Source organism: Nocardia sp. NPDC049737 (assembly GCF_040674755.1).
Lineage (GTDB): Bacteria > Actinomycetota > Actinomycetes > Mycobacteriales > Mycobacteriaceae > Nocardia.
The window spans coordinates 18,099-43,728 of sequence record NZ_JBFANH010000047.1 but is presented as its reverse complement, the minus strand read 5'-3'; the positions used below and the strand labels follow the sequence as shown (position 1 = coordinate 43,728).

Sequence of the window (25,630 nt, the reverse complement as noted above, 5' to 3'; positions counted from 1 at the left end):
CCCGGGCATCAATCCGCACCCGGGCATCAATCCGCACCCGGGCATCAATCCGCACCCGGGCATCAATCCGCACCCGGGCATCAATCCGCACCCGGGCATCAATCCGCACCCGGATATCAATCCGCACCCGGGCATCAACCCGCACCCGGATACCCGCAACCGCCGGGAAATGGTCCGCCACAAGGTTATCCGCCCGGCTACCCTCCGCCTTACGCGGCGCCGTACGGTCCGCCGATGCCGTATCAGCGGCCGGGTTATCCGCCGCGTCCGTACCGGCCGCGCCGCCGGAGTTCGGGTGTTGGGCTCAGTGCCCTGCTCGGTGTGCTGACGGTCATCGTCGTGGTCGTCGGACTCTTTGTCTCATCCGCGATTTCGGCCGACAACGAGAAGAAGCACAACCGTCCGTCTGCCTACACCCCGCCGACGCCGAGCTACACCTACACGCCGCCGACATCGTCGACCTCCTCGCCGAGTCCGACATCGCGCGCCGCGGCGGCGACCACCAGCCGTGCCGCCGCGCCGACGACGACGAAACCCGCTGGACCGCAACCTGTTGCGAAAACCGGTGATAACCCGCTGTTCCGTGACAGCGACGCGGGTGTGATCAATGCCGAGTGCAGTTATCCGGCCTGGTCCGCGACGGTCGACGGCGCCACCCGGTTTTTCCAGGCTGCCGCCGCCTGTCTCGATAAGAAATGGCGTCCCGTTCTACAAGGCGCGAACCTGCCGTACTCCAGCCCGGCTGTGAGCGTGCCCGCACGCGGGGCGGACGCGGCATCACCATGTGGCTCCGGAAGTGCAAATTGGGCAGCATTTTACTGTTCGGCGAACCACACGATCTACCTGCCTCTGGACAAGATCCAGATCGAGCGGTATGGCAATGACACGGTGATCTACTTGACGGTTTTCGCGCACGAATACGGCCATCATGTGCAGGCGATCTCCGGCATTACCCAGGCAATGAGCAGCCAGCGTTCGGATGCGGGAGCGCGCAGCGCGCTCGGGCTGGAATTGTCGCGTCGCATGGAGTTGGAGGCGCAGTGCTTTGCCGGAATGTACGTCGGCACCTCGGTCGTCGATGGTGCCTTCGACAAAGCGGAGCAAAGCCGAACAACAGCGGATCAGTACGGGCGTGGAGATAAGTCCGGCGATGCCCGCGATCACGGCACCACCCAGCACTACGGGGCGTGGTTCGAGCAAGGCCAGAACTACGACCGGACCTTTCAATGCAACACTTGGAATATGTCGTCGGACGAGGTGTCCTAGCGGGCGCTTTCGCGCATCGGTGGGAACTTCGTATCAGTGATCGCCACCGTGCGGCAGCCCGAAGTGCCCCTCACCGAAACGCCGCGGCGCATGTCCGTGCACGCCTTCGGCATACGCGGTCTCCGCATGCAGCACGGAGTCGATGCCTGCGATCTCGTCTTCCTTGCTGACCCGGAATCCGAGCAACCGGTCGATGGCCTTGCCGAGCACGAAGGAGACGGCGAACGCGTACAGCGCGACCACCAGCACACCGACCAGCTGCTTGCCGAACTGCGCGAGTCCGCCGCCGTAGAACAGACCCTCGACACCACCGGTCATCACCTGGTTGGCCAACAGTCCGATCAGCAGCGTGCCGACGATTCCGCCGACGAAGTGCACACCGACCACATCGAGCGAATCGTCATAGCCAGCCTTGAATTTCCAGCCGACCGCGAACGAACACACCACACCGGCCGTCAGGCCGACGATGAGCGCGCCGAGCGTATTCACCGAACCGCACGAAGGCGTGATCGCGACCAGACCGGCCACCACACCCGAGGCCGCACCGAAGGTGGTCGGTCGACCGTCGCGGATCTGCTCGACCGCGAGCCAGCCGAGCATGCCAAGACAGCCCGCCACCAGTGTGTTCAGGAATACCGCTGCCGCGACACCATTCGCGGTCAGCGCCGACCCGGCATTGAAACCGAACCAGCCGAACCACAGCAGACCCGCACCGAGCAGCACGAACGGCAGGTTGTGCGGACGCATCGCATCGGTCTTGAAGCCGATGCGCGGGCCGAGCACAAGCGCCAGCGCCAGCGCGGAGGCGCCGGAGGCGATCTCCACGACCATGCCGCCCGCGTAGTCGAGCGCGCCGAAGGTGGCCAGCCAGCCGTCCGGCCCCCACACCCAGTGCGCGATCGGCACATAGACCACCAGCGCCCACAGCGGTACGAAGACCATCCAACCCGCGAACTTCGCGCGGTCCGCGATCGCACCGCTGACCAGTGCCGCGGTCAGGATCGCGAAGGTCAACTGGAAGGTGGCGAACAGCAGTTCCGGAATCGTGCCGTGTACGGAATTGGGATCGATGCCTGCCATCCCGAAGTGGTCGAGATTACCGATCAGACCGCCGCCCGCGTCCTTGCCGAATGCCAGGCTGTAACCGGCCAACAGCCACACCACGGTTACCAGCGGGATCGCGATGAAGTTCATCATCAGCATGTTGAGTACGCCGGTCGAGCGCACCATCCCGCCGTAGAAAATGGCCAGCGCGGGCGTCATCAGCAGCACCAGGGCGGTGCTGATGAGCAGCCAGGCGGTGGCCGCGGGATCGATGGTTGAGGACACGGGGTAACTCCTTCCACGCTTACATGCGTTGCGAAGAAGTTACCGAATGCTCACATCGTCGCTGATTATCGGCCCAGACAGTTCAGCGCCGCGCCTTCTTTGCCAAGGCGCGCAGGCCGCGCCGTCCGGGCACCGGCAGGTCCTCGCGCTCGGCCATCCATTCGGCGGTGGTGAGCCACCGGCGCTGGATGCGCGCGTCGGCGGTGTCGTGGAAGATCCGGCGGCCGCGGTCGTCGCGCAGGTCGTGGGCGAGGGTGGACCAGCGCGGCGGGCGGTCGTTTTCGGCCAGATAATCGCGCAGGTAGGTCGCCACGATCGTGCCGATCGTATTGACCGGTCGCAGCGAGACCCGGTTGCCGTACTTCGCGGAGTAGAAGCGTCGTGCGGCGCAGAGGGATCCGGGACTCGCATCAGAGGCGATCCAGCCTGCGCGCTGTGCGCGCTCGATCAACCAGAGATGTTTCACCGCGGTCGGCGCGATATCGCCGATCCGGTCGCGGATCAGCGCCATCACCGGTTCGGACTGCAGTACGTCGCGTCGGGTCGGGCCGGTGCCGTGCGCGATCCAATGGTCCTCGGCCAGCCGGGCCAGTATGCGGCCGAAGTCATCGATGCTGCGCTGAGCGCGGCGGCCGAGGCGTTCGATGCGTTCGGCCTCCCGGCGCATCTCGTTCTGCGCCGTGAGGGTGCGGATCGCCGCCATGGTCGGCACCTGGCCGCGTTCCAGTAGCTCGAGGATGGCGGCGGCGGTCGACGGATCGGCGGCTGCGGCCACCGGTAGCGAATCGCGCTTGATCGCGAAGTCCTGGGGGCTGATCGCCCGGCTGAGCAGGTCGACGGCGGCATGGTCGTCGGCGAAATCGGTGCTCGAAAGCCAGGCGGCGGCGATGTCGTCACACGACGGCACGGTGGAAATTTCCTCCGGTGAAAGTGGTGTGAGTCGGCGGAAAAGCGCCGGGAAATTGTGGGCTCAGGTTGTGCCCCGGTCGGGATGAGGGACCGGCCGGGGCCACCAACCTGATGAAGGTTTGGCTACCGAAGTTGCCGATAACCACGGTAGCCAGGCGATTGCGTAGATGTCATGCTGGTTGATTGATTCGTTATATCCGCAAATGGGTCTCGAACCGGGGCGTGAGTTCAACTAATCGGCGCGAAGTGCACTGGACGGGCGCCAAAATTCGTCGTTCGTCCGTTGTCGGTCTTCGATTGCTCCGGCATTGCCACCTTCGCCGCTGATCAGTGGGGACTAACAAAGATTCGAGTATCATGTGATCTACATCACAATCATGATGTGAAACGCCCGGTGGCACGCCGCGCCCGGCCTGTCGGTCGAGGGGAATGTGCTTTGTCGGTGGGCGCCGGTAACCTCTGGCCGTGGCTCTGTACCGGAAGTACCGACCGGCAACGTTCGCTGAAGTGGTGGGTCAGGAGCACGTCACCGACCCGCTGAGTACCGCGCTCGACACCGGTCGCATCAGTCATGCCTATCTATTCTCCGGTCCCCGGGGCTGTGGCAAGACCTCATCGGCGCGCATCCTCGCGCGCTCGTTGAACTGTGTGCAGGGCCCCACCTCGACACCATGCGGTGTCTGCCCATCCTGTGTCGCGCTCGGGCCGGGCGGACCGGGCAATCTCGATGTGATCGAACTGGACGCCGCGAGTCACGGCGGTGTCGACGACACCCGCGAACTGCGCGATCGGGCCTTCTACGCGCCGGCGGAGTCGCGGTATCGGGTGTTCATCGTCGACGAGGCGCATATGGTCACCACGGCCGGGTTCAACGCGCTGCTCAAAATCGTCGAGGAGCCGCCCGCCCACCTGATCTTCATCTTCGCCACCACCGAGCCGGACAAAGTGCTGCCCACCATCCGCTCGCGCACGCACCACTACCCGTTTCGGCTGCTGCCGCCCGCCACTATGCGTGGACTGCTCGGCAAGATCTGCGAGCAAGAGCAGGTGCCGGTCGATGAGGCGGTGTACCCGTTGGTGATTCGCGCGGGCGGTGGATCGCCGCGCGACAGCTTGAGTGTGCTCGACCAGCTCCTCGCGGGCGCCGGACCCGAGGGTGTCACCTATTCGCGGGCGGTTTCGTTGCTCGGCGTCACCGACGTCGCGCTGATCGACGATGCGATCGACGCGCTCGCCGCCAGCGATGGCGCCGCCCTGTTCGGCACCATCGACCGCGTGATGGAGGCGGGCCACGATCCGCGCCGCTTCGCCGTCGACCTGCTGGAACGTCTGCGTGACCTGATCCTGCTGCAGGCCGTCCCCGACGCCGCCGACCGCGGCCTGGTCTCCGGCCCCGGCGATGTCCTCGACCGCATGCGCGAACAGGCTGAACGCGCCGGCCCGGCCACTCTGGCCAGGCACGCCGGACTCCTGCACGAGGGCCTCGGCGAAATGCGCGGCGCCACCGCCCCTCGCCTCCTGCTCGAAATCGTCTGCGCCCGCATGCTCCTCCCATCGGTCTCCGATGCTGAATCCGCAACCCTGCAACGCCTCGAGCGCCTCGAACGCGGCATAGCGACCGGAGCGATCGCGCCGCCTGCCGCCGCGGCACCCACTGCCGCTCCGGCGCAGGCCGAACCCCCGACCTCCGCAACGTCGCCGCGTTCGTCCAATGAACCCGCACGCCGCCGAGGTGCGGAACTCCTCGCCGCTGCTCGCCGCGAAAAGGGCGCCACCCGCGCAGGCGCGAGCCTCGAGAGTGCTGCTGGGCAGGCTGGTGCTGCTGGGCAGGCTGGAGCTCCGGGGCAGAGTCTCCCTGCGGAGCGTGCAGCGGCTGTGGAACAGCAGTCGATTGCCGGGCGCGGTGCCGATCCGGAGGGCCTTGCCGGTGGGCAGGATCCGGCGGTCGGACAGGGCACTGTGGCAGCACAGCACTCGACGGCAGCACAAGCCGCGGCGACAGCAGAGGGTCCGACCGCAAGCCAGCATTCGGCTGCCGGGCAGAGCGCGGACGCCGGGCAAAGCGACGCAGGGGCCGGATTCGCCTTCGTGCCGGGCGATTCGACGGCGCCGCGCGGCGAGACGCAGACGGGTGTGGATCCCACACCCGTCGACCGGGGACCGAGCACCGGACAACTCGGCGCGCCACAGCCGACCGGAGGCAATGCGGCGACCGGGACAAGCGGCGCACCGGTCGAGAAGGCGTCCTCGGGACAAGCACGCCTTGATGCTTCGTCGGGTGCTGGCACTGTTTCGGTCGATGCCGCTCAGGCAGAGGCTTCCGTCTCGTCTTCGGCCGTCGAAGCCGCGGATCGAGCCGTCGCGCCTGGCCGCGGCGAGGCGAAGTTCGCTGGTGCCGCGGGTTCGCCGGCTGCCGCCGGATTGTTGGAACCGGAAGGAACGCGGGCTGTCTCCGAGACAACTACACCGCGACAGGGCGACCGCACTGGGGCTGCGGATTCGGCGGACTTTTCGAATTCAGATGCTGCGCAGTCGATTTCGGATCATCAGTCCGATCAGGTTGCCGCGGATCGGGTGGCGTCCGGGGCCGGTGCGGGCGAGCAGGCCGGTGGGGCGGCCGCGAGTGTCGCGGCGGATCGCGATGATGTGGTGCAACGGTCAGAGGGGGGTGTTGCGGATCCGGCTGCAGCTGGCGCGGCGCAAGTAGGTGAGTCGACGACCGGGGCGGTCGCGGCTTCTGCTCTCGCGCGGCCGGGTGGTGTGGCGCAGCAGGGCGGCGCGCAAGTTGCTGCTGTACAGCAGGTGCGCGCGCAGGAGAGCGGTGCGCAGGGTCTCGCGGACCAGGCCGGTGCGGAGGCTGGGGGGCAAGGGGCTGGGGGGCAAGGGGCTGGGGGGCAAGGGGATGGGGATTTGCTGCGGGCGGTGGAAGGGGCCTGGGGGGAGATTCGGGCGAAGGTCCGGGAGTTCGGGCCTACGGTGCAGGCGTTGTTGTCGGGGGCGTCGGTGGCGCGGATCGAGGGGGAGGTGATCGTATTCGCGCATCAGCATGCGCCGTTGGCGCAGCGGCTGTCGGATCCACGGAATGTGGAGGCGGTGCGGTCGGCGGTGCGGGCTGTGCTCGGCAGCGATCATCCGGTGCGCTGGGAGGCGGGGGGGGCCGCGCCTCGGTCCGCGGCTGCCGCACCGAAGGCGAGCCGGGGGCGCGGTCACGGCGGACAGCAGGCGGCTAATGCGCCGGGACGTGAATCCGGCAACCCGGCCGGACGCGGTTCGGATGCGCCTGCACCGCCGCGGTTCTCCCGGCCGAGTCAGGCCAGGGCGGCGGCCCCCGATCCGGCGGCGGGCGCTGGTCAGCGGTCCGCGCCGAGTGGTGACGCTCGGTCGTTCCGCGGCGATGACGATATTCCGCCGCCCGATTACCCGGATCTACCGGATGATCCCGGCCCGATGGATTACGGGCCGACCGATGGCGTCCCGCCGCCCTCCACCCCGGAGGAGGAGCAGGAAATGCTGGCCGAATCGCAGACCCCGGTGGCGCCGGGGGATCGGCGCGACCCGGATGAGGTGGCCTTGGAGTTGCTGAAAAGTGAGCTGGGTGCCACACGGCTGGATGGTTGACAACCCTCGTTCACAGGACGTTAAGTTAACCGGAGTTCGCACTCGACGGTAGTATGAACGGGTGGCCGCGAGCCGCGGTATGGCGAAGTTCTATGGTATGCGCAGGCATGCGTGTACCAAGTACTCGTCATCGCCGCTGCTTGTCGACTTTTGTACAGCGTCAGGACGGTCGGTCTCCGGACCCGATCGGCGAGGTCACTCGCATGGACGGACGAATGTTCGGCCGCCGCACCCTTAAGGAAGGAACACTCCGATATGACCACAGAGGCCTACATTTACGAGGCCATCCGCACCCCGCGCGGACGCGGCAAGAAGAACGGTTCGCTGCACTCGGTCAAGCCGATCGATCTGACTGTTGGTCTGATCCAGGAGCTGCGCGGCCGTTTCCCGAACCTCGACGAGGACCGGATCTCGGACCTGATCCTGGGTGTCGTCGCGCCGGTGGGTGACCAGGGTGCCGATATCGCCCGCACCGCCGTGACCGTGGCCGCCCTGCCCGACACCGTCGGCGGCTTCCAGCTCAACCGCTTCTGCGCCTCCGGCCTCGAGGCCGTCAACCTTGCCGCGCAGAAGGTCCGCTCCGGCTTCGACGACCTGGTCATCGCCGGTGGCGTCGAGTCGATGTCCCGCGTGCCGATGGGCTCCGACGGTGGCGCTTGGGCGCTGGACCCGGCCACCAACTACGACACCTACTTCGTGCCGCAGGGTGTCTCCGCCGACCTGATCGCCACCATCGAGGGCTTCTCCCGCGATGACGTGGACGCCTACGCCGTGCGCTCGCAGGAGCTCGCCGCCAAGGCCACCACCGGCGGCTACTTCGCCAAGTCGATCGTTCCGGTCAAGGACCAGAACGGCCTCGTCGTCCTCGACAACGACGAGCACATGCGTCCCGGCACCACCGCCGAGGACCTGGCGAAGCTGAACCCGTCCTTCGCCGTGGTCGGCGAGATGGGCGGCTTCGACGCCGTGGCGCTGCAGAAGTTCCACTTCGTCGAGAAGATCAACCACGTCCACCACGGCGGTAACAGCTCGGGCATCGTCGACGGCGCCGCGCTGGTGTTGGTCGGTTCGGAAGAGGCGGGCAAGGCCTCCGGCCTGACCCCGCGTGCGCGCGTCGTCGCGACCGCCACCAGTGGCGCCGACTCCACCATCATGCTGACCGGTCCCACCCCGGCCGCCAAGAAGGCGCTGGCCAAGGCGGGCCTGACCCTCGATGACATCGACCTGGTCGAGATCAACGAGGCCTTCGCCTCCGTGGTGCTGAAGTTCCAGAAGGATCTGCAGATCCCGGACGAGAAGCTGAACGTCAACGGCGGCGCCATCGCGATGGGCCACCCGCTGGGTGCCACCGGCGCGATGATCACCGGCACCATGGTCGACGAGCTGGAGCGCCGCAACGGCCGCTACGCGCTGATCACCCTCTGCATCGGTGGCGGCATGGGCGTCGCCACGATCATCGAGCGCGTCTAACCCAACCGACAGCTGAGAATTCACGGCGGCGTTCGCGCAGGCCCGGAGGCGGTACACGTAGGGACCGCGAACGCCGCCAATTAGACACAGGAGACACGGAGCTGTGAGCGAGACCAACATGATCGGTTGGGAGCAGGATTCGGACGGCATCGTCGTTTTGACGATGGACGACCCGAACCAGGGCGCCAACACAATGAACGAGCTGTACAAGACGTCGATGACCGCGACTGTCGACCGGCTCGAGGCCGAGAAGGACAGCATCACCGGCGTGGTGATCACCTCCGCGAAGAAGACCTTCTTCGCCGGCGGCGACCTGAAGAACATGATGAAGGTCGGCCCGGAAGACGGCCAGGCCCTCATGGAGGAGCTCGGCACCATCAAGTCGGCGCTGCGCCGGCTGGAGACCCTGGGCAAGCCGGTCGTCTCGGCGATCAACGGCGCCGCCCTCGGCGGTGGCCTGGAGATCACTCTGGCGACCCACTACCGGATCGCCGCGGATGTGCCCGGCGTGCAGCTCGGCCTGCCCGAGGCGACCCTTGGCCTGCTGCCTGCCGGTGGCGGTGTCATCCGCACCGTGCGCATGTTCGGCCTGCAGGGCGCGCTGATGCAGTTCCTGCTGCAGGGCAACAAGTATCGCCCGGCCAAGGCCAAGGAACTCGGCCTGATCAACGAGGTCGTCGGCTCGGTCGAGGAGCTGGTGCCCGCCGCCAAGGCGTGGATCAAGGCCAACCCGGAGGGCGGCGTGCAGCCCTGGGACAAGAAGGGCTTCAAGATTCCGGGCGGCACCCCGTCCAGCCCGGCCTTCGCCGCCAACCTCCCGGCCTTCCCGGCCAACCTGCGCAAGCAGCTCAAGGGCACCAACATGCCCGCACCGCGCGCCATCATGTCGGCCGCGGTCGAAGGCTCGCAGGTCGACATCGACAACGCGTCGCTGATCGAATCGCGCTACTTCGTCTCGCTGCTGACCGGCCCGGTCGCGAAGAACATGATCCAGGCGTTCTTCTTCGACCTGCAGTCGATCAACAACGGCGGTTCGCGGCCCAAGGATGTCCCGAAGAAGGAGATCCGCAAGGTCGGTGTGCTCGGCGCGGGCATGATGGGCGCGGGCATCGCCTACGTCTCGGCCAAGGCGGGCTACGAGGTCGTGCTGAAGGACGTCACCATCGAGGCGGCCGAGCGCGGTAAGAACTACTCCGAGAAGATCGAGGCCAAGGCGCTCTCGCGCGGCAAGACCACCGAGGAGAAGTCCAAGGCGCTGCTGGACCGGATCAAGCCGTCCGCGGATCCGGCCGACTTCGCCGGTGTCGACTTCGTCATCGAGGCGGTCTTCGAGAACACCGAGCTCAAGCACAAGGTGTTCCAGGAGATCGAGGACATCGTCACCCCGGACGCGCTGCTGGGTTCGAACACCTCCACCCTGCCGATCACCGGTCTGGCGACCGGTGTGAAGCGCCAGGAGGACTTCATCGGCATCCACTTCTTCTCGCCGGTCGACAAGATGCCGCTGGTGGAGATCATCAAGGGTGAGAAGACCTCCGATGAGGCGCTGGCCCGGGTGTTCGACTACACCCTCGCGATCAAGAAGACCCCGATCGTCGTCAACGACAGCCGCGGCTTCTTCACCTCGCGCGTGATCGGCACCTTCGTCAACGAGGCGATCGCCATGCTCAACGAGGGCATCGAGCCCGCGTCCATCGAGCAGGCGGGCCTGCAGGCGGGCTACCCGGCCGCGCCGCTGCAGCTGTCGGACGAGCTGAACCTGACGCTGATGCAGAAGATCGCCAAGGAGACCCTGGAGGCCGCCGAGAAGGGTGACAACACCCTCGGTGTGAAGCGGCACCCGGCGCAGGATGTCATCGACTACCTGGTCGAGCAGGGCCGTCCGGGTCGTCTGGGCAAGGCCGGTTTCTACGAATACGACGAGGACGGCAAGCGCCTCGGCCTGTGGCCCGGGCTGCGCGAGCACTTCAAGACCACCGCCGGTTTTGCTGTGCCGCTGCAGGATCTGATCGACCGCATGCTGTTCATCGAGGCGATCGAGACCCAGAAGTGCTTCGACGAGGGTGTACTGACCACCACCGCCGACGCCAACATCGGCTCGATCTTCGGCATCGGCTACCCGGCCTGGACCGGTGGTGTGCACCAGTTCATCGTCGGTTACCCGGGCGGCCAGGCGGCCTTCGTGGAGCGCGCCGACTACCTCGCCAAGACCTACGGTGAGCGTTTCGAGGTCCCGGCCTCGCTGCGCAAGTAGTCACGCGGTAACTCGCTAACGGCAAGCCCGCCACCGCATTTCGCGGTGGCGGGCTTTTCGCCGTTTCGGGGCGCAGGCGCCGCTGGGCAACGACTTCGGCCCGGTGTCCGAACCTCGGCCGAGCAGGTTACCCAGATCGTGGCACTAGCTTGCCAGACAGTAGTTCATCCGAAGGTAAAGCCGCCACCGAATTCACGGCGGCGGGTTTTGTTCAGCTGGGGCGCAGGTCCTCGGCTGCTTGGTAGTACGCGTCGGCGGCGCGGGTGAAGTAGTCGAAGAGCACCTCGCGTTGTTCGGGTGAATAGCCGCCGATGATTTCGCCGATGGCGCGCCGGGCAGGGGCCAGGATTTCATCGAGATCGGCTGGCTTGTCGATCAATTCGACAATCACCTTGCGGCGGTCGCCGGGGACCGGGACGCGGCGCACATAGCCCGCGTCTTCGAGGCGATCGATGAGGCGGGTGGTGGGACCGGTGGTCAGGCCGCTGCGGGTGCCCAATTCACCGGGCGTCATGGCGCCGTTGAGTTCCAGGATGTTCAGCGCGTAGAGGTCCGTCGCGCCCAGGTCGACGGCGCGCGCACCGGCCTGTCCGTGCAGCATGACCGCGCTCAGATAGCGGCGGTAGACCGCGCTCGCGTCCTCGCGCATCGGTGGTGTTGACACGGATACCTCCATCTTCTAATCTCTTCTTAAACGAAGAAACTTCTTACACGAAGAAAGATCTTCTAAGAAGAAATCTAGCATGGAGGACCATCATGACAAGCAATGACACCCAGGCGATCGAGGCCGTACTCGCGGAATTGGTCGACGCATGGGGCCGCGGCGATGCCGATGCATACGGCACCGTCTTCACCGAAGACGCCACCTACACAAGCTTTCTCGGCACCCTCTACCGCGGCCGCGCCGATATCGTCGCCTCGCATCGCGCCCTGTTCGGCAGTGTCCTGAAGGGCACCCTGCTGGCCGACGACATCGTCGATATTCGCTTCTACGGTCCGGATACGGCTGTGGTCAACAGCCACGGCGACACCTACAAGGGCAAGCCCAAGCAACTCACCAAGACCCAGACCTACACCTTGGTCCGCCGCGACGGCCGCTGGCTGATCGCCGCCTTCCAGAACACCAAGCGCAACAGGCTGATGGAGCGCATTACCTACCTCTCCACCCCGGCCGCCCGCCCGGCCGCCGAGCGCTGAACTCCTACTGCCCCAAAGGATCCGCTATGAACGCCCCCGAGCCCCGCAATCGCCGCCGCATCGTCTCCCGCGTCCTCGTCGCCTCCGCCATCACCCTCGGTGTCGCCGCGGGCGGCGGTTATCTCTGGCTGGACCAGACCTCGGACGTGCACAACCTCGGCACGCCCGCCTGCACCACCGTCAGCACGCCCGCACCGCAGTCGGCCCGGGAAATCTGCGATCTGCTCGACCAACTCACCGACGCCTGGGGTCGCGGCGACGCCGACGCCTACGGTGCCCTGTTCACCGAGGACGCCACCTACACCAGCTTCGTCGGCACCTACTACCAGGGCCGCGCCGATATCGTCGAGGGGCACCGCGCCCTGTTCAAGGGCTTCAAGAAGGGCACCGAACTCACCGATTCGATCCTCGGCATCCGCTTCTACGGTCCGGATACCGCCGTTGTCACCAGCCGCGGCGATACCTATAAGGGCGACCCGAAGCAGCCTGAGGAGTTGTCGAAAACGCAGACCTACACCGTTGTTCGCCAAGACGGTCGCTGGTTGATCGCCGCGTTCCAGAACACGCAGCGCAAGAACGTCATGGAGCGGATCTCGTTTCTCTACGATCCCGCGACCAGGCCCATCGCCGAGCGCTGAGGCGGTCGGAACCACGCTGTTTCGAAAGCCACCCACTCGGGTTGATACCGCGCTACGTTGGAGTATGCGTGACCTATCGGACATCGCGGGATGTCGCGATGTCCGATGTCCGTGTGTTTCTCGGTCACCGGTGACGCCGATTCGTTGTGAATTCGAGGTGGTCACATGAGTCCACGGATGCGTTCGGGCAAGGCAAACGCCGAATCGACTTCGGCCGAATCGGACACACAGCGACATGCGCCCATCGATATCGTCGACGAGTTGGAAGCGATGGGTCTGTCGAATGCGGTCGAGATCGGCCGGGGCGGGTTCGGGGTGGTGTACCGCTGTGTCCAGTACGCATTGGACCGGGTGGTCGCGGTCAAGGTGCTCTCCTCGGAGATCGATGCCGAGAGCCGGGAACGATTCCTGCGCGAGGAGCAGGCGATGGGTCGGCTGTCCGGCCATCCGAATATCGTCGACATCCTGCAGGTCGATGTCACCCCGACCGGTGAGCCGTTCATTGTGATGCCCTTCTGCACCCGGGGTTCGCTCGAACAGGTCATTCGAGACCAGGGTCCGCTCACCTGGGCGGATTCCCTGCGGGCCGGGGTGAAACTGGCGGGCGCGATCGAGAGCGCGCATCGGGCCCAGATTCTGCATCGGGACGTCAAACCGGCGAATGTCCTGCTCAGCGCGTATGGCGAACCGCAGCTGACGGATTTCGGAATCGCCAGGATTCCGGGCGGTTTCCGCACCTCCAGCAGTTTGATCACCGGCTCACCCGCCTTCACCGCGCCGGAGGTGCTAAAGGGTGAGGACCCGACAGTCCGCTCCGATGTATACGGACTCGGCTCGACGCTGTTCGCCCTGCTGACCGGCCATGCCGCCTTCGAACGGCAATCGGGGGAGAAGGTGGTCGCGCAATTCCTGCGGATCACCACCCAGCCGGTGCCGGATCTGCACGGCCACGACATACCCGACGACGTTGCCGATGCCATCCAGTATGCGATGCACACCGATCCCGGAAACCGGCCCGCTTCGGCTTTCGAGTTCGGTGAGCTGCTGCGCACGGTGCAGGCCGAGCACGATCAGATGCCCGATGAGATGGCTCTGCTGGATACCTCGGTGGTCGCGCCGGAGGAGACGGAACATCCGAGCGCGGCCGAGGTGACGGTAACGCGACCGGCGGTTACCGCACGCCGCAGTTGGCCATTGACATTGCGTCCCGCGGTATCCCAGCATCCGGCCAACTCGGTCCCGGTCGCGCCGACCCCGCCCCCGACGGCGGCGACGAAATTTCGCCCGCCGACCCCCGCCCGTGACCCGGTGCCACGCCCGCGCCTGCTCGACAGTCTGCGTGCCGGTGGCCGCCGCCGACTCGCGGTGATCCACGCACCGGCTGGATTCGGCAAGAGCACGGTGGCCGCGCAGTGGCGCAATGAGCTGGCCGATGGCGGGGTCCCGGTGGCCTGGCTCGGCGTCGACCAGGACGACGATAACGAGATCTGGTTCCTGGCCCACCTCATCCAGGCGATCCGCCGGGTCCGCCCGGATATCGGCGAAGGTTTGGATCAGGTGCTCGAGGAACGGCCCGCCGATGCGGTCGCCTACGTCATCTCCACGCTGATCGATGAGATCCATGCCAGCGCAACCACCGTCGTGGTGATCGTGGACGACTGGCACCGGGTCAGCGACGCGGGTGCGCGGCGGGCGATGGATGCGCTGTTGGACAACGGATGTCACCATCTGCGCTTCGTGGTGACCAGCCGTGAGCAGTCGGGTCTGCCGACCAGTCGGATGCGGGTGCACGACGAATTGATCGAGATAGGCTCCTCGGTGTTGCGCCTGACCACCGCGGAGACCAAGGAAATACTGGTGCAGCGCAACGGATTCGCGCTCACCGATAACCAGATCGAAGAGATCCACGCTGCCACCGACGGTTGGCCGGCGGCCGTGCAATTGGTGAGTTTGTCGTTGCGCGGCAATGTCGATCCGGATCGGTTGATCGCGAATCTCGCTGAAGGCAGTCACGGCATCCGCGAGTATCTCGCCGAAAACGTTCTGGACGCCCTCGAACCCAAGATGCTCGACTTCCTGACCTCGATTTCGATCACCGAGCGGGTCAGCGGTTCGCTGGCCTCGGCGCTTTCGGAGGAGCCGAACGGCGAAACGATGCTCGAGCAGGCCGAACAGCGCGAGTTGTTCGTCCGGCGCATTGCGCACGATCCCGAGTGGTTCCGGATGCAGCCGCTGTTCGCCGAACATCTGCGGGCGCGGTTGGAGCGGGCCGATCCGAGCAAGTTGAAGGCGTTGCACCGCAAGGCAGCTCGCTGGTACGCCGAACATAATTTGCTGCGCAAGTCGGTCGATCACGCGCTCGCGGCGACGGATCTGAAGATGGCGCTGGATCTGCTCGAGAGCGGGGGCATGGACCTGATCGATAAGTCCCGCCTCGCGACGCTGCTCGGGACGGTTTCGAAACTGCCGGTGCAGCAGGTGGCTTCGCGTTCCAAACTGCTGATGGCCGTGGCCAGGGCGAATGTGAATCTGCAGCAGCCCGCCGCAGCGCGCGCGGCCTTGGGCCGATTGTCCAATGTGCTGGCGCGCGGGTCGTCCACCGATGACGATGCGGACCGGCAGCGCTGCCAGGCCGCGGTGCTCGCGGCCTCGGATCAGATCGCGCGCGACCACACCGAAGGTGTGCTCGATCGGGTTGCCGAATGTTTGAAGAAACCCGATGAACTACCCGCCTGGACCGTATCGACCGCCGCGAATCTGACCTCCTTCGTGCGATTGTGCGAATTCGATTTCGACGGCGCGCGCGAAATCCAGGAATGGGCGGCGCCGTATCACGCCCGATCCAAGGATCCACTCGGCGCGGTTTTCGGACTGTGCGGCACGGGTGCCGCGGCCTATGAACAGCTCGATATCGCCACTGCCACAAGTTGTTTCCAGCAGGCGTGGGAGACCGCACGGGAGAGGTCGGGTCCGCGCTCGGATGCGGTGCGGGTCGCCGCGGCGCTGCTCGGGGAAATGAGTTACCGCCGGGGTGATCTGGATACCGCCGACCGACTGCTCGATGAGAGTCATCAGCTGGTCACCCGGGTCGGGCCGGTGGACTTCCTGATTTCCACCTTCGTGGTCGGTGCCAGGGTCAAGGCCGCGCTCGGCGATCTGTATACCGCCACCGCCCGGCTCGACGAGGGTGATCGAATCGCCGCTGATAACAGGCTGATTCGGCTCGCCGCGCATATACGCGCCGAGCGGCTGCGCCTGGGACTGCTGACCGATACCGCGGCCCGGCGGGTCGCCGACGCCGCGACCGGATACGAATCGGATATCTCCGGAACCATCCACCAGGCCCATCGGATGACGGGCGCGGCGGCGCTGGCAGCGGAGGCGGAGGAGATCGCCGCGATCCGCGCACTGCTGTCCGAGCGTCAGCTGCGCGCCGATGATCGCGCGGTGCGTCGAGCTCGCGCACTCCATGCTCGCATGGTCGAGCAGCACCGGTCCCGTGCGGAATTGGATACCGTACTGCTGCTGGCCGAATGTCTGGCGGCCTCCGGCTGGGTCGGCGAGGCCACCGGACTGCTGCTGCCAGCGGCGGCAACCTGCGCCGAACACGGTTGGACTATGCCGCTTCTGGATGCGGGACCCGGTGTGCTCGGCATCCTGCGGGTGCTGCGCACCGAAATGCGCGCGACGCCGGGACAACCCGGCGAAACGACGCTGCCCGCCCTATTCCTGGATGAACTCCTGGGCTAGGACGGGCAGTATCGGTCGCTGCTTACGGCTGCCACCACGGACGCAACGGCAGACCCGATTCGCCGTTCGGTCCGAGCTTGACGCCGAGCACCTGGTGCAGCTGAACCACATTGCGCTGGAAGCCGAGTCGGCAACCGGCCATGTACAGGCCCCACACCTTCGCGGTGCCCTCGCCGACTTCTTCGACGCAGGCATCCCAGTTGGCGACCAGATTCTTACACCATTCGTGCAGCGTGAGCGCGTAATGCTCGCGCAGGTTCTCCTCGTGCATCACCTCGAGGCCGACATTCTGGATCTCGGAGATGATCCGGCCCGAGCCGATCAGTTCGCCGTCCGGGAAGACGTAGCGGTCGATGAAGTCACCGGCCTTGGTGGTCCGGGTGTTGTCGGGTCTGGTGATGCAGTGGTTCAGGAACAGGCCGCCGTCGCGCAGCTTGCTCTTGATGTAGTCGAAGTAGAACGGGTAGTTGTGCACCCCGATGTGCTCGGTCAACCCGATCGAGGAGACGGCATCGAAGCCGGCCTCCGGGATATCGCGGTAATCGGAATGCCGCACCTCGGCGAGATCGGACAGGCCCTGTTCGGCGATCTTCTGCTGTGCCCATTCGGCCTGTTCCGCGGATAGTGTCGCGCCGATGACCTTGACGCCGCGCTTGGCCGCGTAGCGCACCATGCCGCCCCAGCCGCAGCCGATATCGAGCAGCCGGTCGCCCTCCTTCAGCCGCAGCTTGTCGAAGACCAGACGGTATTTGTTCTCCTGAGCCTGCTCCAGCGTCCAGCTCTCATCACCGTAGGCCGCGCAGGTGTAGGTCATCGAGGGGCCGAGGACGTATTCGTAGAAGGTGTTGGAGACGTCGTAGTGGTGGTGGATGGCCTCGGCATCGCGAGTCTTGGAGTGCCGCAGGCCCTCCAGCGCGATCCGGCGCCAGCGCGGCAGTGTTTCCTGTGGCGGCGGCGCGATCGGCTTGAGCCGCTCCCACCCGAGCGACCGGGCGATGGTGACCAATGCGAGCGCCGACGGACGACGGAACTTCAGCCCGTCCATTGCCCTGAGGATGTCGTACGGGTCGCCGGGGTGCACGCCGGTGGCGGTCATATCGCCGGAGATGTAGGCGCGGGCCATGCCGAGATCACCGGGCGCGGTCGCCAGATAGTTGATGCCGCGTGGGGTCTTGATCTCCAGCGCGTACTTCGAGTCCTCCGGTCCGGTCGCGCTGCCATCGTATGCGGTCAGCCGGATCGGCACCTCGCCGTCGACGAGGATCTCGAAGATCTCGGCAATGCTGAGTTTTGTCCCGAGGTCCGCGAAGACATCGGAACGGTCCTTGAATGTAGTCATTTGCGTTGCACCGCCTTCGAATACAAATCCAGCAGTCGCTGGTCCGGGTCGTAGCGCTTCTTCAAATCGGTGTAGATCTCGCCGCCGTACAGGGCCGCGAATTCATCCTTGCCGTAGTACGAATCCGAGTACAGGGATTTGTGCCCGTCGAACTCGGTGACGGTCTGCTCGATCGCGCGGTTGGCCTTACCCTCCTGCTGACCTGCGACGGTCGGCACCGCGGACCAGAATCCGACATTGACGTAGGTACGGTTCGGCTGCAGCGGATACAGCGGCCATGGACGCCCCGCGCTCGATGCGCGGTTCTCGCGCAGTCGCAGCGGGCACAGCCAGATCGGTTCGATCGGAATTTCGCGCAGGAACCATTCGACGAAATCCGCGGTCCGCTCGACCGGGACTTCGATGTCCTGCACTACACGCTCACGCGGCGGATTGCCCTGGCGGGCCTCCAGTTTGTCGCCGATGTTGTACTTGTGATCGAGTGCGATGAGCTTCCAGTAGAAGCTGCTGCGCCGGTAGCGCTTCGGCCAGAACCGCCGGATCTTCGGGTTCTGTGTGCCGAAGGCGCGTGAGCACCAGAACCAGTCGGTGTCCCAGCGCCAGAGATAGTCGTGGATGGTCAGCCGGTCGCGTTTGGGCCGGTCGGAATCGTGCTGGATGGACCGGTAGTAGATGTCCATGCCGGTGTAGTCGCTGACCGGGCCGGGTTCGTCGGTCTGACGGCCCAGCGTCAGATAGCTTTCCTCGGCGGTGAAGACCACACCGTCGAGATAGTCGACGCGCTCACCGTCGTAGGTCTTGTCCGTGACGATCCGGGCGAGGGTGGACTCCAACTCGCGCAGGTCGTGGAATCGGACATGGCGCAGCGCCACATAGGGCTGGACGGTCTCCAGTTCGATCTTCAGGCGGACCGAATAGCCGAGAGTGCCGTAGGAGTTCGCAAAGCCGCGGAACAGGTCTGCGTGCTCGCCATCCGGTGTCGCGGTGATGATCTCGCCCGCCCCGGTCAGCACATCCATCTCCAGTACCGACTCGTGCGGCAGACCGCTGCGGAACGAGGTGGATTCGATGCCGAGGCCGGTGACCGCGCCGCCGAGGGTGATCGTCTTGAGCTGCGGCACCACCAGCGGGGCGAGCCCGTAGGGCAATGTCGCGGCTACCAGATCCTCGTAGGTCGTCATTCCGGCGACGTCGGCGGTCTTGGCCTCGGCGTCCACCGTGATTACCTTGGCGAGCCCGGAAACATCCAGGCCGGGGGCGGTGTTCTTGGCCCTGGCCCGGAACAGATTCGAGGTCTTCTTGGCCAGTCGCACGTTGGCGTTCGCGGGTATCGCGCGGTAACTGGCCAACAGCCGGTCCACCCCCGCTCGATGCGCGGCGAACCCTGATTCGTGTGCGGCCGATGCGTCTCCGGCCTTCCCCAACAGACTCACTGCCACTCCTCGACGCTAGTACGCACCGGTAACACAAGCCACTGCAAGGTCACCGACGAGGGATAAATGTCACGCTTCTGTTGCATCGGGAATACCCAGGACTCGCCGTGTCAGTCCGGCGGTGATCCGGGCGGTTTCGAACACCCGATTCGCACGATGTATTGCATGGATCCCCTCCGGCGCAATCTGATCGGGAAGCCTAACAGTGCGGACGGGTCGGCGCGCGGTGATCAACATCGCGGCGCGCGGACCGCCCTGGGCTCCACGAAGCGGTGGCGACAGGGCAGGATAGGAGGCAACCGTAGCGATTGCGTGTACGTCGCTCGAAAAGATCAGTAGCCGGACAAGGAGCTCATCGTGGGACAGGTCAGCGCCAGCAGTTCGATCGCCGTCGAGGCGGATCCGCAGCGCGCACTCGAGGCCATCGCGGATTACGAGAAGGTGCGTCCGCGCATCCTCTCCGCGCACTACCGCGACTACAAGGTGGTCGAGGGTGGTCAGGGCGCGGGCACCGTCGCCGAATGGACCTTGCAGGCGACCGAAAAGCGTTCCCGCAACGTGCACGCGGTCGTGTCGGTATCGGATTCCATCGTGACCGAACGTGATTCGAATTCGACGCTGGTGAACACCTGGACGGTGACGCCGGACGGTACCGGTTCGCAGGTCACGCTGCGTACGTCGTGGAAGGGTGCGGGCGGTATCGCGGGGATCTTCGAGGGGATCTTCGCGCCATTGGGGCTGAAGAAGATTCAGGCCGAGGTGCTTGCGAACCTGCAGCGCGAACTCGCCTGAGATAGCAGGAAAGGCCCGACACGAGTCGGGCCTTTTCCATTATCCGGCTTCCTTTATCCGGCCGCGATATCGAAGAGATTGCCCTCCGGATCGGCCAGTGTCGTCCATTGCGTGCCGTACTCGTCGAAATCGCCGATGTGCTCAGCGCCGAGGCCGATCGCGCGATCGACCTGTCCGCGCCGGTCCGCGGCCTTCAGATCCAGGTGAATCACATTCTTGCCGGGCGTCTTATCCGGCACCTGGATGAACATCAGCACCGGCGCAACGCCTTCGGCCGTTCCGACCGTGGCGAACTCCGGGCTGGCGTTCTCGTCCAGCCGGCGATTCAACAGCTCGGACCAGAAACCGGCCAGCGTCGCGGCATCGGCACAGTCGAAAGTGATATGCCCGATCGTGAGTATCATTGCGGTTCTCCCTGTTTGATGGGCCAGCAGACTTCGGTGCGGTAGGCGTTGGGGTCCTCGATTTGGCCCGGGCCGAGGACGTACAGCTCACGGACGGGTTCGGCGAGCGAGGTGTCGTATTCGGCGACGTGGCTGCCGAGGGCGCCATAGGTGCGGTCGAAATCGTCGAACGGGCCGGAGTGCACGGCGATCGCGAAGCGGCGCGCGGGCAGTTCGATGATCGAGAGTTCGCTCGGTAAGGCGATCCGTGCGGCGGCCTGTATGGGCACGAACGCGGCGACCTCGCCCCCGTCGTTCTCGAAGAACTCCATCGAATAGGTGGCGCCGTCGACACCGGCGGGCGCGATATGCGCCGCGGCCAGCGTCTCGTGCAACAGCTGATACGCGGCCGCGCACCAACCATCGAGTGCATCCTTGCTCACCGAATCGACATACGCGAGCGCCGGAAAGGCCGCGATCGACCGGTATTCGACGGTGAGCGGCGCGGCCTGGGTGAGCAGCGACCGCAGCGAAGCAACCACCGACTGCGTGCGCCGCAACTCCGCCTCCATACGTTCGAGATGTGCGCGCAATGCGGCATCCCGGGTTTCGGTATCCGGCGCCGCCAACACCGCCTTGATCTGCGGCAGCGGCATATCCAGCCCCCGCAGCCGCCGGATCAGATGCGCCTGCGCAACTTGATTCACCGAATACCGCCGATACCCCGACCCCGCATCGATCGCGACCGGTTCGAGCAGCTCGACCTCGTGGTAGTACCGCAGCGTCTTCACACTGAGGTAGGTCAATCTGGCGAACTCCCCGATCGAGACCGTCACTGTCATACCTCCCAGCGAACACTCTCCAGCAAGGGGAGAGTCAACAACCCGCGAATGTCGTGCCGGACGGCAATCGGACGTATGCGATATCCGTCAGCGGTGCGGGACCAACCGAGTCGACTTGCCGAACCATGGCAATCATGTCGCCGAGGGGTGATCACTCGCGCTCGGCTCCCGCTGGCCAAACGATCTGCACCGGTACACCGTGGCGGCGCGCGAGATCGACAACCGTGCCGGTACCGCCTTCGGCGCTGGCCTGCCCATCCCACACCGCGAAGAGCCGATCACAGGATGACAGCATGGCTTCGTTCGCGGCCTCGTAGGCTGCCCGCCCGGCGTCGTCGAAGTTCATGACGCGCACGGTGTCGGCACGTGCGATCAGCTTGTCGAACAGGTCGGCGTGGTCGGGCTCCACCTTCCGCTCACGGTAGTTGGTCGACGGCACTACCACTTCGAGCCGCCCACCGGCGTCGAGCACGGCCTGTGCGAACACCGAGTCAGCGCCACGCGCTATACAACTGATCCCTACGAGTTCGACGGGGTCGCCCAGGTCGGCGAGCAACTTGCTGATCTCGTCGTACACCAACCGGACTGTGTCCATGGTGATGTTCATGTGTCCGGTGATGCCGATGCGAGCCATGGGAACTTTCTATACCCGGACCAAGGGGCGCATCCGGTCTCGAAGTTCGGAGACCACGCTTACTGTCGTCAGTGGTTCGGTCCGGCTGTACAGCTCGACCTAGTACGTCAGCGCGAAGGTGAGCAGCAGGGTGGTCTGGAAGTAGCCGCGCCACCAGGAGTAGCCGAACCAAACATTGGGCGTGACCTCGCGGATCTCGTCGTAGACCTGCGGGGTCGGTGAGGGGGCGTAGTTCAACGCCCAGGTCGGGCCGCCATCGGTGATCGCGGGTGCGGTGTAGACATCGGCCTGCCATGCCTCGAGGCCCGCAGGGGTGATCCGGTTCACCAGAAAGCCGCCGTCGGGGCCGGTGTAAAAGGTCTTGCCGATCCATAAGGACGGGGCCACGGCCTCCATGATGGGCGGCCTGGTCACCCAGCCGTTGGTGACGCCACTCGGCACCTCGCCGCGCGGGGCGTCGCGGAAGATCGCGTCCTGCTGTTCGGCCGAGCATCGCAAGCGCAGCGACTCGATGGTCGCGGCCGGATTATCGGGATAGAGGACGCACCCGCCGCCATAGTCCGCCGTCGCGTCGACGGCCTCGGAGTCAACAACCTCGGAGTCAACAACCTCGGGGTCGACAACTTCGGAGCCGACAACCTCGGGGTCGACGATGCCGGAATCGGCGGCAGCGGGGCCAGCGGCCCCGAGGAACAGACTGCCCAGTGTGAGCACCACAGTGCCCATGAAAAGAACCCGCATTGCTGTCTCCAGAACTCACCACACACCCGGTCCGACCCTGCATCGATCGTAAGACGGTGGCCTTGCGGACATCTGATTAAAAATCGAACTGTTATCTGGCGGCTCGGGGCTGCGGACACGGCCGTCGTCGCGCCCACTAGGCTGAACGATGACATTTTCCGCAGAGAGGACAAGCCGTGCAGCCCGGTGGTCAGTTCGATATGCAGCAATTACTCGCCCAGGCGCAGCAGATGCAGCAGGCGGTGATGCAGGCCCAGGCCGAGATCGCGGCCACCGAAGTGCAGGGACAGGCCGGCGGCGGCCTGGTCCAGGTCACCATCAAGGCGAGCGGTGAGGTCATCGCGCTGAGCATCGATCCGAAGATCGTCGACCCCGACGATGTCGAGGGACTGCAGGATCTGGTGATCGGCGCGGTCAACGACGCCATGTCCAACGCACAGCAGCTGGCTGCCGAGCGGCTCGGCCCGCTGGCCGGCGGCGGGTCGCTGCCGGGTCTGCCCGACTTCTGATCCGGGGACGTCTTTGTACGAGGGCCCGGTCCAGGATCTGATCGACGAGTTGGGCAAGCTGCCCGGCGTCGGTCCGAAAAGCGCGCAGCGCATCGCATTTCATCTGCTCCAGGTCGAGCCGCCCGAAATCGACCGGCTGCAGGCCGCTTTGCAGAAGGTGCGTGACGGCGTGCAGTTCTGCATTGTCTGCGGCACGGTCTCGGATAACGAAATGTGCCGCATCTGTTCGGATCCGCGCCGCGACCGCACCATGATCTGTGTGGTCGAGGAGCCCAAGGATGTGCAAGCCATCGAGCGCACCCGCGAATTCCGCGGGCGCTATCACGTACTCGGTGGTGCGCTCGATCCGCTCAGCGGCATCGGACCCGATCAGCTGCGCATTCGAGAGCTGTTGGCGCGCATCGGCAATCAGGAGGACGGCGTCGATGTCAGCGAGGTGATCATCGCGACCGACCCGAATACCGAGGGCGAGGCGACGGCCACCTACCTGGTGCGGATGCTGCGCGATTTTCCCGGACTGTCGGTGACGCGATTGGCATCCGGTCTGCCGATGGGCGGCGATCTCGAATTCGCCGACGAACTCACCCTCGGCCGTGCGCTGTCAGGTCGGCGGGCACTGTAGCTTGCGTTCGGCCGGGCACGGGTTACTGTGTCGGGGATGAGCATCGAGTTCTTGCTGACCACGCTCGTCATCGTCGCCACACCCGGAACCGGCGTGCTGTTCACGCTCGCGGCCGGACTCTCCCGGGGAACGCGGGCCAGCGTGATCGCGGCCTTCGGCTGCACGCTCGGCATCATTCCGCACATGATCGCGGCCGTCACCGGGCTGGCCGCACTACTCAATGCGAGTGCCGTCGCCTTTCAGACACTGAAGTATCTCGGTGTCGCATACCTGCTGTACATGGCGTGGAACACGTTCCGGGACAAGGGCGCATTGGCCGTGCCGGAAGCCGAAGCCGGAACGCCTTCGGCCCGACAGGTGATCACCTCGGCGGTGCTGCTCAATATCCTCAACCCGAAGCTGACGATCTTCTTCTTCGCCTTCCTGCCCCAGTTCGTGCCGACCGGTGCGCCGAATGCGTTGGCGCGCATGCTCGAACTGAGCGGACTGTTCATGCTCGCCACATTCGTGGTGTTCGCGATCTACGGTGCCTGCGCGGCCGCCGTACGCAACCAGGTGATTTCTCGGCCCGTCGTGGTCACCTGGATGCGTCGAGTTTTCGGGGCCTCGTTCATTGCCCTGGCCGGTCGGCTTGCAGTACAGAATCAGTAAGCGTCAGACGGTGATTCGACTCCAGGGCAGAGCCTGAAGTCGCGTGCGGTCGTCGATGGCCCAGTCCCAGATCAGCTCCGCGACGGTCTGCGGGTCGGTAACGGTGATGCCGAAGTGCTGGTCCGGGGCGCCATCTCGATATTCGAGGGTGAATGTCCCGGACTTGTCACGGTAGGTCTGGATGTAGACCTGCTCGTCACGTTCGACGACCAGATACGGATTCGGCGGTGCCAGTTCGGAAACCCACTGGTCGGCAAGGGCTTTCGTCAGATAGGGGAATTCGCCCGCGCCGCCGTGGGTGACCAGCGCGGGCACATGTCCGGCCGGATCGATGAGCCAGGCCAGTTGCGGATCGTAGACCGCGTAGTCGAGCGGTGTCGCGATCTCGAAAAGCAATTGCCGGACGAATCCGATCGCGTCGTACGGGCACGGCACGTGCAACACCGCACCGGTGGCCGCGCCGCCGACCGGAACCGTACTCAGGAATCCATCCTGCTCGGGTAGTTCGGCATTGCGCTTGTTCAGCTCCGCCGCCATCGCCGCGACCAGTTCCGTCGCCGGTTGCCCCTGCTGGGTAGCCAGATACGCATCGACCTGCGCGATCGTCATCGCGACACCGGACGGCAACAAGATGTGGTCGTAGCTCACGACTCCGCCTCGCCGGTGCCCGGCTCCGCCGTGCGCCACGACGCGCTGTGCTGATGGGTCACTCGCTGACGCTCGCTCACCAGGCCAGCGTACGGGTGCTTGATAGCGGCCGATCCGGCGCAGCCGGGGGTCAGGCGGTATGCGACCTATCCGGTGCGAGTACCGCGCAGGCGCAGCCACCGGCGATATCACCGCAGTCGACGACGAAGGCGTGCCGTGTGTGGTCGAGATCGATGCAGTCCGCTTCGGTGCATTCGGCGGTGCGTGCGAGGTGGACGATAAGGGTGCCGTGGCAGTGGTCGATGGCGGACTCGCAGGACGGGCACGTCGGCACGCGCATATGGCCTCCAGACGAGATCGGTTCGTGAATCGGTCATAGCACCAGCCCCCGACAGCTAGTGGGAGATCGGTCGCGTGTCGCGCCGCAACCAGCGGTGCGAGGCGGCGGGCCACACCACTTCCCGGGTCGATCCGGGGGAACTACGTGCGAAGATGGCAGCACAGTCCATCGACATCGGCGCGCCGGGCATCCTCGATCTGCGCCGGGCGCGCACGGTGTGAGGACTGGTCAGCGATCGGTAAGCGAGCGGACATATGTCCGCGCT

At 65.6% G+C, this 25,630-nt stretch carries 23 protein-coding genes and 1 pseudogene; 12 read left to right on the top strand and 12 right to left on the bottom strand.

What is annotated here, in order from left to right:
* Positions 1 to 181 (bottom strand): hypothetical protein (locus AB0J47_RS38665; RefSeq protein ID WP_364358426.1); only part of this gene is annotated, 181 nt, incomplete at its 3' end.
* A gap of 53 nt (positions 182 to 234) precedes the next feature.
* On the opposite strand from AB0J47_RS38665, the gene AB0J47_RS38660 reads away from it, so the two are divergent.
* Positions 235 to 1,266: a neutral zinc metallopeptidase gene (locus tag AB0J47_RS38660; RefSeq protein WP_364358423.1), complete on the top strand. Its 1,032-nt coding sequence runs from the start codon at positions 235 to 237 to the stop codon at positions 1,264 to 1,266.
* Between the two features lie 33 nt (positions 1,267 to 1,299).
* Here the strand turns inward: AB0J47_RS38660 and AB0J47_RS38655 are convergent, their stop codons facing one another.
* Both AB0J47_RS38655 and AB0J47_RS38650 read right to left on the bottom strand, forming a co-directional pair.
* Positions 1,300 to 2,595 (bottom strand): ammonium transporter, encoded by a 1,296-nt coding sequence (locus AB0J47_RS38655; protein ID WP_364358420.1) that lies wholly within the window; start codon positions 2,593 to 2,595, stop codon positions 1,300 to 1,302.
* 82 nt (positions 2,596 to 2,677) lie between these two features.
* On the bottom strand, positions 2,678 to 3,502 hold the full coding sequence (locus AB0J47_RS38650) for a hypothetical protein (RefSeq protein ID WP_364358417.1): 825 nt from the start codon (positions 3,500 to 3,502) through the stop codon (positions 2,678 to 2,680).
* Positions 3,503 to 3,969: 467 nt separating this feature from the next.
* Between AB0J47_RS38650 and AB0J47_RS38645 the strand changes: the two are divergent.
* From AB0J47_RS38645 to AB0J47_RS38635, 3 genes and pseudogenes are all read left to right on the top strand, one after another.
* Positions 3,970 to 5,571 (top strand): annotated as a pseudogene (locus tag AB0J47_RS38645) (DNA polymerase III subunit gamma and tau); the annotation flags it as partial.
* A gap of 1,806 nt (positions 5,572 to 7,377) precedes the next feature.
* Complete coding sequence (locus AB0J47_RS38640) at positions 7,378 to 8,592, top strand: acetyl-CoA C-acetyltransferase (protein ID WP_364358414.1); 1,215 nt, start codon at positions 7,378 to 7,380, stop codon at positions 8,590 to 8,592.
* 103 nt (positions 8,593 to 8,695) lie between these two features.
* Positions 8,696 to 10,846, top strand: coding sequence for a 3-hydroxyacyl-CoA dehydrogenase NAD-binding domain-containing protein (locus AB0J47_RS38635; protein ID WP_364358411.1), 2,151 nt, complete (start codon positions 8,696 to 8,698; stop codon positions 10,844 to 10,846).
* A 211-nt stretch (positions 10,847 to 11,057) separates the two neighbouring features.
* Here the strand turns inward: AB0J47_RS38635 and AB0J47_RS38630 are convergent, their stop codons facing one another.
* Positions 11,058 to 11,510, bottom strand: coding sequence for a MarR family transcriptional regulator (locus AB0J47_RS38630; protein ID WP_364358408.1), 453 nt, complete (start codon positions 11,508 to 11,510; stop codon positions 11,058 to 11,060).
* 92 nt (positions 11,511 to 11,602) lie between these two features.
* Here AB0J47_RS38630 and AB0J47_RS38625 point away from each other — a divergent pair, with 92 nt between their 5' ends.
* The 3 genes from AB0J47_RS38625 (at position 11,603) to AB0J47_RS38615 (ending at position 16,431) form a co-directional block, all read left to right on the top strand.
* A complete protein-coding gene (locus AB0J47_RS38625) occupies positions 11,603 to 12,043 on the top strand; it encodes an SgcJ/EcaC family oxidoreductase (RefSeq protein WP_364358405.1) in 441 nt (146 codons plus the stop codon).
* Between the two features lie 26 nt (positions 12,044 to 12,069).
* Positions 12,070 to 12,681: an SgcJ/EcaC family oxidoreductase gene (locus AB0J47_RS38620; protein WP_364358402.1), complete on the top strand. Its 612-nt coding sequence runs from the start codon at positions 12,070 to 12,072 to the stop codon at positions 12,679 to 12,681.
* A gap of 165 nt (positions 12,682 to 12,846) precedes the next feature.
* Complete coding sequence (locus AB0J47_RS38615) at positions 12,847 to 16,431, top strand: protein kinase (RefSeq protein ID WP_364358399.1); 3,585 nt, start codon at positions 12,847 to 12,849, stop codon at positions 16,429 to 16,431.
* Positions 16,432 to 16,453: 22 nt separating this feature from the next.
* Here the strand turns inward: AB0J47_RS38615 and AB0J47_RS38610 are convergent, their stop codons facing one another.
* Positions 16,454 to 17,770 (bottom strand): class I SAM-dependent methyltransferase, encoded by a 1,317-nt coding sequence (locus tag AB0J47_RS38610; RefSeq protein ID WP_364358396.1) that lies wholly within the window; start codon positions 17,768 to 17,770, stop codon positions 16,454 to 16,456.
* Positions 17,767 to 19,203, bottom strand: coding sequence for an FAD-binding oxidoreductase (locus AB0J47_RS38605; RefSeq protein ID WP_364358393.1), 1,437 nt, complete (start codon positions 19,201 to 19,203; stop codon positions 17,767 to 17,769). Before AB0J47_RS38605 ends, AB0J47_RS38610 begins: the two co-directional genes overlap by 4 nt.
* Before the next feature lie 357 nt (positions 19,204 to 19,560).
* Here AB0J47_RS38605 and AB0J47_RS38600 point away from each other — a divergent pair, with 357 nt between their 5' ends.
* Positions 19,561 to 19,995, top strand: a complete 435-nt coding sequence (locus tag AB0J47_RS38600) for an SRPBCC family protein (protein ID WP_364358390.1) — start codon at positions 19,561 to 19,563, stop codon at positions 19,993 to 19,995.
* A 53-nt stretch (positions 19,996 to 20,048) separates the two neighbouring features.
* Here AB0J47_RS38600 and AB0J47_RS38595 read toward each other — a convergent pair whose 3' ends face one another.
* The 4 genes from AB0J47_RS38595 to AB0J47_RS38580 all read right to left on the bottom strand — a co-directional run bounded on the left by AB0J47_RS38595 (position 20,049) and on the right by AB0J47_RS38580 (position 22,595).
* Positions 20,049 to 20,399: a VOC family protein gene (locus AB0J47_RS38595; protein ID WP_364358387.1), complete on the bottom strand. Its 351-nt coding sequence runs from the start codon at positions 20,397 to 20,399 to the stop codon at positions 20,049 to 20,051.
* A complete protein-coding gene (locus AB0J47_RS38590) occupies positions 20,396 to 21,220 on the bottom strand; it encodes a MerR family transcriptional regulator (protein ID WP_364358384.1) in 825 nt (274 codons plus the stop codon). Before AB0J47_RS38590 ends, AB0J47_RS38595 begins: the two co-directional genes overlap by 4 nt.
* 151 nt (positions 21,221 to 21,371) lie before the next feature.
* Positions 21,372 to 21,854, bottom strand: a complete 483-nt coding sequence (locus tag AB0J47_RS38585) for a hypothetical protein (RefSeq protein WP_364358381.1) — start codon at positions 21,852 to 21,854, stop codon at positions 21,372 to 21,374.
* A gap of 99 nt (positions 21,855 to 21,953) precedes the next feature.
* Positions 21,954 to 22,595 carry a hypothetical protein gene (locus AB0J47_RS38580; RefSeq protein ID WP_364358378.1) on the bottom strand — a complete coding sequence of 214 codons (642 nt, stop codon included), beginning with the start codon at positions 22,593 to 22,595 and terminating at the stop codon, positions 21,954 to 21,956.
* Positions 22,596 to 22,771: 176 nt separating this feature from the next.
* Here AB0J47_RS38580 and AB0J47_RS38575 point away from each other — a divergent pair, with 176 nt between their 5' ends.
* Genes AB0J47_RS38575 through AB0J47_RS38565 form a run of 3 tightly spaced genes read left to right on the top strand, consistent with a single transcriptional unit; the run spans position 22,772 to position 24,377 of the window.
* Positions 22,772 to 23,104 carry a YbaB/EbfC family nucleoid-associated protein gene (locus AB0J47_RS38575; RefSeq protein WP_364358375.1) on the top strand — a complete coding sequence of 111 codons (333 nt, stop codon included), beginning with the start codon at positions 22,772 to 22,774 and terminating at the stop codon, positions 23,102 to 23,104.
* Positions 23,105 to 23,117: 13 nt separating this feature from the next.
* Positions 23,118 to 23,726: a recombination mediator RecR gene (gene recR / locus AB0J47_RS38570; protein ID WP_364358372.1), complete on the top strand. Its 609-nt coding sequence runs from the start codon at positions 23,118 to 23,120 to the stop codon at positions 23,724 to 23,726.
* A gap of 36 nt (positions 23,727 to 23,762) precedes the next feature.
* Positions 23,763 to 24,377: a LysE family translocator gene (locus AB0J47_RS38565; RefSeq protein WP_364358369.1), complete on the top strand. Its 615-nt coding sequence runs from the start codon at positions 23,763 to 23,765 to the stop codon at positions 24,375 to 24,377.
* Positions 24,378 to 24,380: 3 nt separating this feature from the next.
* Here AB0J47_RS38565 and AB0J47_RS38560 read toward each other — a convergent pair whose 3' ends face one another.
* Complete coding sequence (locus tag AB0J47_RS38560; RefSeq protein ID WP_364358366.1) at positions 24,381 to 25,025, bottom strand: hypothetical protein; 645 nt, start codon at positions 25,023 to 25,025, stop codon at positions 24,381 to 24,383.
* A gap of 130 nt (positions 25,026 to 25,155) precedes the next feature.
* Positions 25,156 to 25,365: a hypothetical protein gene (locus AB0J47_RS38555; protein WP_364358363.1), complete on the bottom strand. Its 210-nt coding sequence runs from the start codon at positions 25,363 to 25,365 to the stop codon at positions 25,156 to 25,158.
* 74 nt (positions 25,366 to 25,439) lie between these two features.
* On the opposite strand from AB0J47_RS38555, the gene AB0J47_RS38550 reads away from it, so the two are divergent.
* Positions 25,440 to 25,586, top strand: coding sequence for a hypothetical protein (locus tag AB0J47_RS38550; protein ID WP_364358360.1), 147 nt, complete (start codon positions 25,440 to 25,442; stop codon positions 25,584 to 25,586).
* Positions 25,587 to 25,630: the final 44 nt, after the last annotated feature.